This window comes from Allosediminivita pacifica, from assembly GCF_003054175.1.
Classification (GTDB): Bacteria; Pseudomonadota; Alphaproteobacteria; order Rhodobacterales; family Rhodobacteraceae; genus Allosediminivita; species Allosediminivita pacifica.
Genome location: NZ_QBKN01000021.1, coordinates 82253 through 92274, shown reverse-complemented (window position 1 = coordinate 92274; position 10022 = coordinate 82253). Strand labels below are relative to the sequence as shown.

General features: G+C 67.9%; 10 protein-coding genes. 4 read left to right on the top strand and 6 right to left on the bottom strand.

Annotated features, from left to right (window positions below):
• Positions 1-550: 550 nt before the first annotated feature.
• The 3 genes from adh to C8N44_RS16050 all read right to left on the bottom strand — a co-directional run bounded on the left by adh (position 551) and on the right by C8N44_RS16050 (position 3742).
• Positions 551-2071 carry an aldehyde dehydrogenase gene (adh, locus tag C8N44_RS16060; RefSeq protein WP_107977793.1) on the bottom strand — a complete coding sequence of 507 codons (1521 nt, stop codon included), beginning with the start codon at positions 2069-2071 and terminating at the stop codon, positions 551-553.
• A gap of 126 nt (positions 2072-2197) precedes the next feature.
• Positions 2198-3166 (bottom strand): GAF domain-containing protein, encoded by a 969-nt coding sequence (locus C8N44_RS16055; protein WP_107977792.1) that lies wholly within the window; start codon positions 3164-3166, stop codon positions 2198-2200.
• A gap of 90 nt (positions 3167-3256) precedes the next feature.
• Complete coding sequence (locus C8N44_RS16050) at positions 3257-3742, bottom strand: VOC family protein (RefSeq protein WP_107977791.1); 486 nt, start codon at positions 3740-3742, stop codon at positions 3257-3259.
• Between the two features lie 191 nt (positions 3743-3933).
• Between C8N44_RS16050 and C8N44_RS16045 the strand changes: the two genes are divergently transcribed.
• Positions 3934-4287 (top strand): PRC-barrel domain-containing protein, encoded by a 354-nt coding sequence (locus C8N44_RS16045; RefSeq protein WP_107977790.1) that lies wholly within the window; start codon positions 3934-3936, stop codon positions 4285-4287.
• Positions 4288-4463: 176 nt separating this feature from the next.
• Complete coding sequence (locus C8N44_RS16040; RefSeq protein ID WP_107977789.1) at positions 4464-5297, top strand: DUF481 domain-containing protein; 834 nt, start codon at positions 4464-4466, stop codon at positions 5295-5297.
• Positions 5298-5322: 25 nt separating this feature from the next.
• Here C8N44_RS16040 and C8N44_RS16035 read toward each other — a convergent pair whose 3' ends face one another.
• Positions 5323-6879, bottom strand: a complete 1557-nt coding sequence (locus C8N44_RS16035; protein ID WP_107977788.1) for an alpha/beta hydrolase — start codon at positions 6877-6879, stop codon at positions 5323-5325.
• A gap of 231 nt (positions 6880-7110) precedes the next feature.
• On the bottom strand, positions 7111-7317 hold the full coding sequence (rpsU, locus tag C8N44_RS16030) for a 30S ribosomal protein S21 (RefSeq protein ID WP_007818122.1): 207 nt from the start codon (positions 7315-7317) through the stop codon (positions 7111-7113).
• A 118-nt stretch (positions 7318-7435) separates the two neighbouring features.
• On the opposite strand from rpsU, the gene C8N44_RS16025 reads away from it, so the two are divergent.
• Positions 7436-8131 (top strand): COQ9 family protein, encoded by a 696-nt coding sequence (locus C8N44_RS16025; protein ID WP_107977787.1) that lies wholly within the window; start codon positions 7436-7438, stop codon positions 8129-8131.
• An 88-nt stretch (positions 8132-8219) separates the two neighbouring features.
• On the top strand, positions 8220-9203 hold the full coding sequence (locus C8N44_RS16020; RefSeq protein ID WP_107977798.1) for an NAD(P)H-quinone oxidoreductase: 984 nt from the start codon (positions 8220-8222) through the stop codon (positions 9201-9203).
• A 137-nt stretch (positions 9204-9340) separates the two neighbouring features.
• On the opposite strand, the gene bluB is transcribed toward C8N44_RS16020, so the two are convergent.
• Positions 9341-10018 (bottom strand): 5,6-dimethylbenzimidazole synthase, encoded by a 678-nt coding sequence (gene bluB, locus C8N44_RS16015; protein ID WP_107977786.1) that lies wholly within the window; start codon positions 10016-10018, stop codon positions 9341-9343.
• Positions 10019-10022 lie beyond the last annotated feature (4 nt).

Sequence of the window (10022 nt, the reverse complement as noted above, 5' to 3'; positions counted from 1 at the left end):
ACATCAGGTCTCGTGCCAAGCTGGTCTCCATCGCAGATACCAGCTTGAATCACGCCTTCCGGTCGGCGTGAAACCCTTTTGTCAACACGGCCTAGGCGGACCCGATCTACGCGGACACGCCGGGATCACGCCATGTCGGCGGGTCGATTGATTGCCCATAGTGATCTTTGGCTCGTTGCACGAAAGGGGCCATGCGCTTGCAAGCAGAGCGTGGATCAACGCACATTTCGGTGCAATGCGACGGAACGAGCGCAAAGGAGTGGACGCCGCCAATACGGTCGCGCTGCGGGGTCAGCTGGCAGGCGGGATCTGGCGACATGGCCGCTCGCGGAGACGCGCCGAAATCCTGGATGCGCATGGTAGGAGTGCCGGATGATGGCGCCTGCCTTGCTTACCTGTCGGAACAGCTCGGGCGAGGGGCCGGTGATCCAGTCGCCCGAATGTCTGGCGCGGCCGGATCACCGGGGGTGGCGGGCAGGGTCGGGCCCGCCAGAAGGGCGGCGCCGTTACATGGGGCAAGGGGCGCCGCCCGAAAGCTCGGCCGGGAGGATCAGAAGAAACCGAGCTTGTTCGGGTTGTAGCTGACCAGCATGTTCTTGGTCTGCTGGTAGTGGTCGAGCATCATCTTGTGGGTTTCGCGCCCGATGCCGGACTGCTTGTAGCCGCCGAAGGCCGCGTGGGCGGGGTAGGCGTGATAGTTGTTCACCCAGACGCGGCCCGCCTCGATGCCGCGGCCCATGCGGTAGCAGCGATTGGCGTCGCGCGACCAGACACCGGCACCGAGGCCGTACATGGTGTCATTGGCGATGGCGAGCGCCTCTTCCTCGTCCTTGAAGGTGGCGACCGAGACCACCGGGCCGAAGATTTCTTCCTGGAAGACGCGCATCTTGTTGTGGCCCTTCAGGATGGTCGGCTGGATGTAGTAGCCGCCGGAGATGTCGCCATCCATTTTTGCCGCGGCACCACCTGCGAGCACCTCGGCGCCTTCCTCGACCCCGATGGTGAGGTAGGAGAGGATCTTTTCCTGCTGCTCGGCGCTGGCCTGTGCGCCGACCATGGTTTCGGGATCGCGCGGGTCGCCCTGCTTGATCGCCTTCACCCGTTCGATGCAGCGCTTGATGAATTCCTCGTAGATGTCCTCCTGGATAAGCGCGCGCGAGGGGCAGGTGCAGACCTCGCCCTGGTTCAGCGCGAAAAGCACGAAGCCCTCGACCGCCTTGTCGAGGTAGGCGTCGTCTTCGGCCATCACATCCGAGAAAAAGATGTTCGGGCTCTTGCCGCCGAGTTCCAGCGTGACGGGGATCAGGTTCTCGGTCGCGGCCTGCATGATCTTGCGGCCGGTTTCGGTCGAGCCGGTGAAGGCGATCTTGGCGATGCGCGGCGAGGTGGCCAGCGGTGCACCCACGTCGGGGCCCATGCCGTTGACGATGTTGAGCACGCCGGCGGGCAGCAGGTCGGCGATGAGCTCAGCCAGCACCATGATGGCGGCGGGCGTCTGCTCGGCGGGTTTCAGGACCACGCAGTTGCCGGCGGCGATCGCCGGGGCGAGCTTCCATGCGGCCATGAGGATCGAGAAGTTCCACGGGATGATCTGGCCGACCACGCCCAGCGGTTCATGGTAGTGGTAGGCGACGGTGTCGGCGTCGATTTCCGACATGGTGCCTTCCTGGCTGCGCAGGACGCCGGCGAAGTAGCGGAAGTGGTCGATCGCCAGCGGGATGTCGGCGGCCATGCTTTCGCGGATCGGCTTGCCGTTGTCCCAGGTTTCGGCCTGCGCGAGCAGATCGAGGTTTTCCTCCATCCGGTCGGCGATCTTGAGCAGCGCGTTGGAGCGTTCGGTCGCCGGCGTGGCGCCCCAGCCCTTGCGGGCGGCGTGTGCGGCATCGAGGGCGAGTTCCACGTCCGCGGCGCTCGAGCGGGCGACCTTGCAGACGGGCTTGCCGGTGATGGGGGTGATGTTGTCGAAGTAGGCGCCGTCGACTGGGGCGACGAACTTGCCGCCGATGAAGTTGTCGTAGCGGCCCTTGAAGGGCGACGCCTGCTGGCCCGCCATCTGGGTCATCTCGTTCATGGTGTTTCCTCCTCTGGGGCCGGATCTCCTCATCCGGGCCTGTTAAGAAGGATGGCAACGCCGGAGCCCCCTGTCAGGTGGGCTGCAAGGGGTGGAGGCGGGCGGTTGTCTCAGCGGTGAGACAGGTCAGGGCTGCCTGTGGGGAATGTCGAGACGCTTCATGCGGCGGTAGAGCGTCGCGCGGCCGATGCCGAGGGCACGGGCGGCCTCGGAGGCATTGCCGTCGGCCCGGGCCAGCGCCCGGACAAGGGCAGCGCGTTCGGCGCGGTCGAGCCCGCTGCCGGATTCCTGGCTGCTGCCGGTGAGGTCGACAAGCGGCCGGGGACGCAGGCTGCCGTCGCGTTCGAGACCGAAGCGGCGGCGCGCCTCGCGCGTGGCGCCGACGACAAGCTCGTCGCCATCGACGGCAAGAAGGGCGGTGTCGGCAGGGTCTTCGCCAGGGGCGAGCACGATGCGGTGGGCGCTGTGGGTGGCGCGGAAGAGATCGGATTCGATCTGGCGCGCGACGCGGATCACCATGCCCTCGATCAGGCGATTGAAGCCCTCGGTCTGGTCGGCGCGGGCAGAGCTGACGTCGAGCGCGGCGACAAGCTGACCTTCGGGGCCGAACACCGGCGCGTCGATGCAGCTCATGCCGATGTTGCGGGCGAGATAATGCTGGTCGCGGTGGATCGTGACGGGGCGCATTTCGGCAAGGCAGGTCCCGATGCCGTTGGTGCCCTGCGCGGCCTCGCTCCAGTCGACGCCGGGATGCAGGCCCCAGGCGGCAAAGCGGCTGGCATCGCCGCTGCCGCTGCGGCTGTCGAGCACGAGCCCCTGCGCGTCGGTGAGCAGCACGCCGCAGCCGCAATGACCGAGCATGGCGTAGAGATCGTCGAGACGTGGGCCCGCGAGCCTGAGCATGCGGCCGAGTTCTTCGCGGCGTTCGGAAAGGCGGAGGGTGTCGGGACGCGATGAGGGCAGGGGGCGGGAGGGATCGAGCCCGTGCTTCTGGAAAGACCGCTGCCAGGAGGCGGCGAGCCGCGATTGCGCCGCCGCTGTTCCGGACGTGACGGACCGGATGACCCGATCGATGTGCGAGTCGCCCCTTGCCATGGTGGTTCCCTCCCTTGCGGCACCGGCGGGCCGGTGCCTGCGGGCAAGGTTAGCCGAAAGCCGGTGTTCGGCAAATGCCGAATTTCCGGGCTATTCGGCCTCGGCAAGAAGCGCCCGAAGGTCGAGGGGGCGGGTGTACATCGCGATGCGCCCGTCGGCGTCGCGGGGCCAGTCGGAGGGATCGCGGTCGCGGTAGATCTCGATCCCGTTGCCATCGGGGTCGGTGAAGTAGATCGCTTCGGAGACGCCGTGATCCGAGGCGCCCTCGACCTGCACGCCCGCCTCGACGACGCGCTTCAGCGCGGCCGCAAGTGCGGCGCGGTCGGGGTAGAGCAGCGCGAGGTGGAACAGCCCGGTGTGTCCCGGAGGCGGCGGCGTGCCGTCTTTGCTGCCCCAGGTGTTGAGGCCGACGTGATGATGGTAGCCGCCTGCAGACATGAAGGCAGCCTGGTCGCCGTATTTCTGCATGAGCTCGAGCCCCATCACGTTTTCGTAAAAGGCGACGGCACGATCGAGGTCGGCGACACGAAGATGGACGTGACCGATGCGGGTGTCGGGATGGGCTTTGGCGGGCATGGGCGTGGCTTTCGCGAGGGGTGTCCGGGGTTTCGACAAACATCGGCGCCCGCGCGTGACAATGGAACAGGCAGGGCCGCAGGGCATCGGTGCACCGGCGCGCAATTGCCGGGGCGCGCATCGTGCCGCGGTGCAGAGGAACCCGGCACGCGCGGGGATGTTTATCAACGGTCATCCTGAAAGGAATTCCGATGAACAAGATCCTGACCCTGAGCCTTCCGCTGTTCCTTGCCGTTCCCGCGCTGGCGCAGGAGGCCGATCAGGCCCCGGCAGAGCCCGTCCAGCCGCAGCGGGGCGTCTATCTCCAGAGTGCCGAGGACGTGGAGGTGCGCAACGGCGACGGCGACAGGATCGGCGAGGTCGAGGAGATCCTTGTGGACGAGAAGGGCAACCCGGCGGGCTTCCTGATCGAGCTGGGCGGTTTCCTCGGGCTTGGCGACAGCGCAGTGGTCGTGCCGCTCGATTCGCTGAGCTGGGACGGGCAGGGCTATGTCTCCAGCATGACCGAAACGCAGCTCGAGAACCTCCAACCGTTCGGCGAATAGGCAACCGCCAGCTTGTCCTCGCCCTGACGAGGGGCTCGGGTTAGAATCTTTACCTTTTGAAGATAGGCAGGGGCCGGACGTGGCGGCCCCTGCGGGGCTCGCGAGGAATGGCCGGGTGCACGTAAGGCTTGCCACGCCATGCTGACGGACGCGCGAACCGAAGACCGGAGAGTAAGATGGTACCCAGGAGACTTGCCGGCGCGGTCTCGGCCCTGGTCGTTTTTGTATTGGCCGGATCGCCTGTCGCTGCGCAGGCCACGCTGTTCACCGAAGGCACGACAGCACGGAAGCGCGTGCGCGAGCTCGAAACCGCGATCCGCAACGATGCCGAGCGCGACATGCCGGCCTTTGGCAGCATCGGGCTGACCGAAGGCTGGTCGGGGAGCTTTACCCTGCGCGCGACGGCAAGCAGCGGAAACACGGACGCGATCGAGGCCGGGCTCGGGGTGCGGCTGAACTACTTCGACGGGTCCAGCGGGCACCGCGTCCGGCTGAGCTACGACTACAGCGAGACCGACGGATCGATTGACGGGCAGGTGATGCGGGCGGGCTACGAGTTCACCCGCGACTTCGGCGGCGGCTACTATGCCTTCGGCGAGCTGCGCAGCACCACCGACCAGTTCGGCAGTACGGTCGAGGATCACTTCGCGGGTGCGGGTGGCGGCTACCGCCTGCTGGCGACGGGACGGTCCTTCTGGGCGTTGCAGACCGGCCCCGGCTGGCGGCTGACCGAGACAGCCGACGGCGAACGCAACCGGACCATCGGCTACACCGTGTCCTCGTATTATTCGCGCCGGCTGGGGACGGGAACGACCTTTACCAACGACACATCGCTGATCGGGTCCGAAGGCGACGCCGCCGTGCTGAACGACATGGCGATCAAGATCCGCCTGCGCCGCCGCCTGTCGCTGCGCACCAGCCTTCTGACCGAGTACCAGAGCGACCCGCTTCCGGGGTACGAGAACACCGACAACACGCTGAGCGTGTCTCTGGTTTTTTCCTTCAAGTGAGGTTGGCGCCCAAGCCGGCGGGCGATCAGCCCTGGATGCGCCAGTAGGATCCCCGTGGCGTGGGCACCTCGTGCAGGTTTTCGCCACGCTGATTCGGCGGCCGGGTGCCCGTGGCCAGCAGCGCCGCGATGTCGGTGAGGATGCCCCGATCGGCCAGGTATTCGTTGCGCGAGAGGCCAAGCACGCCGGTTCCCGGAGCGGAGGCGTCGATCGTGTCGATCCCCTCCGCGATCATCGGGCCGGAAGCGGGCACGTCGCCTGCGAGCGCGGTGGCGCCGTTCGCGTCATGGGCCGCAAGAAGCGCGCTGTCCGAAGCGCTCGCGTAGAGCGTGACACCCTGCGACATGCGCGTGAGATGCGACACGTAGCTTTCCAGGTCAGCGGTCTCCATGTCCGGCGCGGCGAGCACGAGCTGCCCGAAGGGGCGGCTGCTGTGGGCGGCAATGCGGGTGCCATGATGGCTGAGAAGCTGCGCCAGCGGGGCGACGCCGGTGGAGTGGGCGATGAGGTGAACCTGTTTCACGCCCGATGTCTCAAGGATCGTTTCAAGGAAGAGGTCGAGCGCTTCCACGGAGTCCTCGGCGCGGGCACGGTCGCCCGCCGGGTCGGCCTGCGCGCCGTGGCTGGGCCAGCAGAAGGCGCAGGCCGGCCCGTCGAAGCCGAGGTCGTGCGCGATCTGGACGGTGCGGAACAGGGCGCCGGGGAAGTCGGTGTGGAGGCCGTGCAGGTAGACAAGTGCCACGCCGGGGAATTGGCGGGCCGTGCGGGCCTGCATGCCGGCGCCGTTCACGAAGGACTGCGCCGCCAGATGCGTGACACGCTGCAGCTCGAAGCTGCGGTCGTCTGCGGCCTTGTCACCGGGACGGCTGACGGTGATGAGGCCGGCCTCGGTACCCGCGTGGGTGCCGTCGATGCGGGTCGCGACGGAGGGCAGCAGGATGTCGGCATGGCCGAGGGTCAGGCCTTCGCCCCGGTCGTCGCCAAAGATGGGACCAATGTCGGACTGTCCGCTGGAGGCGCGGTCGGTTCCGAAGAAGACACGCTGGACGAGGCGGCGGACGGGTTCGGGCTCTACGAAGCCGGCGGGCGTCTTCGGTTCGGCGGCTTTCGCCTGGGGGGCGGTCGAGAGCGTCGGTTCGGCCTTGTGTTCGGTGGCGGGCCGGGCGTGCAGCCCGGGGGAATGCACGGGCGCTGAGCGGGTCGCGAGGCGCGGGGCGTGAAGTGGCGGGGTTTGGGCCTGCGACTGGGTGGCGGTGCCGGTGCGGGATGGCGGAGCCAGAGATGCGTCGGGGGAGGGGGCGCGCGTGGTTTGACCGGTGCGATGGAGCGGGGGCACCTCGTCGCGGTGGGACGATGATGCCGCGCTCTCTTTCCGGCTGGCCTCGAGCGCCTTGGAGAGGCCCTTCAGCTTGCGCTTCGATTTGCGCTTGTCCTTGCGGCTGCGTTTTCCTGACTGCGGCTCTGTCGCGGCGTCCCGGCGCCGCGCGGCGCTGCGGTTGGAGATCACGGTGATCGTTCGCAGCACGGCAAATGTCACCAGCAGGATGGCCGCCATTGCAAGAATGGCCCCGGTCTCGGTCATGGGTCCCCCAGAAATCATGCCATTGCCCGTTCGGGCGGAGCCATGAACCCCGGCGCGGGTGGTGCCGTCAAGCGCACACTGCCCGGAGGACCCTCAGCGGGCGTTTCCCCGCCACGGCGGGACAGGATCGTCAGGGCAGAAAAACGACAAACCCCCGAAGGTCGATGCCCCGGGGGTCGCCAAAACTCTTGTGTCGTGGTCCGGGCCTTGCGGCCGCGGGGTCACGTCGTCTCAGAGCAGACCTTCGCGCTGCGCCTTCTTGCGCGCCAGCTTGCGCGCGCGGCGGATCGCTTCGGCCTTCTCGCGTGCCTTCTTTTCGGAAGGCTTCTCGAAGTGCTGCCGCAGCTTCATCTCGCGAAAGACACCTTCGCGCTGCAGCTTCTTCTTCAGAGCGCGGAGCGCCTGATCGACATTGTTGTCACGAACACTAACCTGCATGTGGTTGTCACCACCTTTCTGGTTTCGAGTTGCAAGGGAATTGCAGGAGTTGGCTTCATAGCAAAGCTCCCCTAGCTTGTCCAGAGCACGACGCGCATGGCCCCAAGGAGGTTCCGGAATGAGCGAAGAGACTGGCGATACAGGCGAACGGCTGCTGGATGCGGCCCTGACCCACGTGCCCTTCGACGGGTGGTCCGAGGCCACCTTCCGCGCGGCGGTTGCGGATGCGGGCGTCGACATGACCGTGGCGCGGGGGCTTTTCCCGCGCGGCGCGGTGGACATGGCGCTGGCCTACCACCGGCGCGGAGACGATGCGATGGTCGCGAGACTGGCCGAAACCGACATGACGGGCCTGAGTTTCCGCGAGCAGGTGAAGCTTGCCGTGAAGATCCGGATCGAGCAGGCCGCCGACCGGGAGGCGGTACGCCGCGGCACGACGCTGTTTTCGCTGCCAGTCTATGCCGCCGACGGCGCCAAGGCGATCTGGGGCACGGCGGACCGGATCTGGACGGCGCTGGGCGACAGCTCGCGCGACGTGAACTGGTACACCAAGCGGGCGACGCTGTCGGGGGTCTATTCATCGACGGTGCTCTACTGGCTGGGCGACGATTCGCTCGACCACCAGGCGACGTGGGAGTTCCTCGATCGTCGGATCGAGGACGTGACGCGGATCGAGAAGGCCAAGGGGCGGATGCAGTCCAACCCGGTGCTGAAGCGCGCCATGTGGGGGCCGAACTGGCTGGCCTCGAAGATCCGCGCGCCCGAGCGCAAGGACGTGGGCGTGCCCGGCGGCTGGGTCGCGCCGCGTCACTGACGCCTTCGCGGAACGCCTGTGGCCGGGCCGCATTGAGGTCCGGCGCGGCCCGGGGCAGGGTCGCGCGCAGTGATCATGGGAGATGACGATGGCCGAGACGATGCGCGCGGTTGAGATCAGCGAAGCCGGGGGCCCGGAGGTCCTGAAAATCTGCGAGAGGCCCGTGCCCGAGCCTGCGCACGATCAGGTGGTTATCCGCGTGGCCTGGGCGGGCGTGAACCGGCCCGATGCGCTGCAGCGCGCGGGCGCCTACGATCCGCCGCCGGGCGCCTCGGACCTGCCAGGGCTCGAGGCCTCGGGCGAGGTGGTGGCCGTGGGCGCGGGCGTCGAGTGGCCCGCGGTGGGCGACGAGGTCTGTGCGCTGCTGCCGGGGGGCGGCTATGCCGAATACGTGGCGACGCCCGCCGCGCATTGCTTGCCGGTGCCGGAGGGCATGGGGCTGAAGGAAGCCGCATGCCTGCCCGAGACCTTCTTTACCGTCTGGTCCAACGTGTTTCAGCGGGGCGGGCTGCAGGCGGGGGAGCGGTTCCTCGTGCATGGCGGCAGCTCTGGCATCGGCACGGTGGCGATCCAGCTGGCGCATCATTTCGGCGCGCGGGTCTTTGCCACCGCCGGGTCGGCCGAGAAATGCGCGGCCTGTGAGCGGCTGGGCGCCGAGCGGGCCATCAACTACCGCGAGGAGGATTTCGTCGGGGTGCTGAAGGAGGCGGGCGGTGCCGACCTGATCCTCGACATGGTGGGTGGCGACTACATCCCCCGCAACGTGAAGGCGCTGGCGCTGGAGGGGCGGCTGGTGATGATCGCCTTCCTGCAGGGGCCGAAGGCGGAACTGAACTTTGCGCAGGTCATGGTGAAGCGGCTGACCCTGACGGGTGCCACGCTGCGCCCGCAGAGCGACCTTGCCAAGGCGCGGATCGCCGAGGCGCTGCGCGCCGAGGTCTGGCCGTTGCTGGCGGCGGGCAAGGTCGGGCCGGTGATGGATTCCGAGTTCCCGCTGGAGGAGGCATCTGCCGCCCATGCGCGGATGGAAGAGTCGGGCCACATCGGCAAGATCGTCCTCAAGGTGGGGTGAGGCCGACGGGACGGCGCTCGCGGGCCTGATCGGCTCGCATCGCCCCGCCCTCCGTCCCGTCACGGGGGCGCTGCCCCCCTGGCGCGTGCCGCGCCATTCCCCCCGGAGTACTTGGACCAAGAAGAAGCGCCCCGGGGTCAGTCCCAGGTTTCCTCGCGGATGTGATCCTCGAGGCTGGTGCGGCTGGCCCAGCCGCGGTGGGCGAGTTCGGGGCCGTCGAAGAGATCCTTCACGTGGCCGAGGCAGAGGTAGGCCACTGGCGTTACGTGGGCCGGCAGGAGCAGGATCTCGCGCAGGTCCTCTTCGCGCAGGATGCTGACCCAGCCCATGCCGATGCCCTCGGCCCGTGCTGCGAGCCAGAGGGTCTGCACCGCGCAGACGGTGGAGTAGAGGTCCATGTCAGGCTGGTGGGTGCGGCCGAGCACGAAGTCCCCGCCGCGGCTTCGGTCGCAGGTCACGCAGATGTTGAGCGGGGCCTTGTCGATGCCTTCGAGCTTGAGCGCGGCGTAGGTGCCGCGTTTTTCGGGCGGGGCCATTTCCGTGGCCTCGTCATTGGCGCGGGTGAAGGCCGCGCGGACCTGAGTGCGGCGGGCCGGGTCGCGGATCAGCAGGAAGTCCCAGGGCTGGGAGAGGCCGACCGAGGGGGCCATGTGGGCGGCACGCAGGATGCGGGTGAGCACCTCGGGCGCGATCGGATCGGGCAGAAATTCGTTGCGCACGTCGCGGCGGTTGGCGATCACGTTGTAGAGCGCCTGGCGTTCGGCCTCGGTAAAGATGCGTGCGGGTTGCGGCGCGCAGGTGGACGGGTCGGGCATGGCC

Bases quoted from the DNA above. Each gene is read 5' to 3' on its own strand.
- adh (WP_107977793.1), bottom strand. From the start codon at position 2,071: ATGAACGAGATGACCCAGATGGCGGGCCAGCAGGCGTCGCCCTTCAAG.
- C8N44_RS16055 (WP_107977792.1), bottom strand. From the start codon at position 3,166: ATGGCAAGGGGCGACTCGCACATCGATCGGGTCATCCGGTCCGTCACG.
- C8N44_RS16050 (WP_107977791.1), bottom strand. From the start codon at position 3,742: ATGCCCGCCAAAGCCCATCCCGACACCCGCATCGGTCACGTCCATCTT.
- C8N44_RS16045 (WP_107977790.1), top strand. From the start codon at position 3,934: ATGAACAAGATCCTGACCCTGAGCCTTCCGCTGTTCCTTGCCGTTCCC.
- C8N44_RS16040 (WP_107977789.1), top strand. From the start codon at position 4,464: ATGGTACCCAGGAGACTTGCCGGCGCGGTCTCGGCCCTGGTCGTTTTT.
- C8N44_RS16035 (WP_107977788.1), bottom strand. From the start codon at position 6,879: ATGACCGAGACCGGGGCCATTCTTGCAATGGCGGCCATCCTGCTGGTG.
- rpsU (WP_007818122.1), bottom strand. From the start codon at position 7,317: ATGCAGGTTAGTGTTCGTGACAACAATGTCGATCAGGCGCTCCGCGCT.
- C8N44_RS16025 (WP_107977787.1), top strand. From the start codon at position 7,436: ATGAGCGAAGAGACTGGCGATACAGGCGAACGGCTGCTGGATGCGGCC.
- C8N44_RS16020 (WP_107977798.1), top strand. From the start codon at position 8,220: ATGGCCGAGACGATGCGCGCGGTTGAGATCAGCGAAGCCGGGGGCCCG.
- bluB (WP_107977786.1), bottom strand. From the start codon at position 10,018: ATGCCCGACCCGTCCACCTGCGCGCCGCAACCCGCACGCATCTTTACC.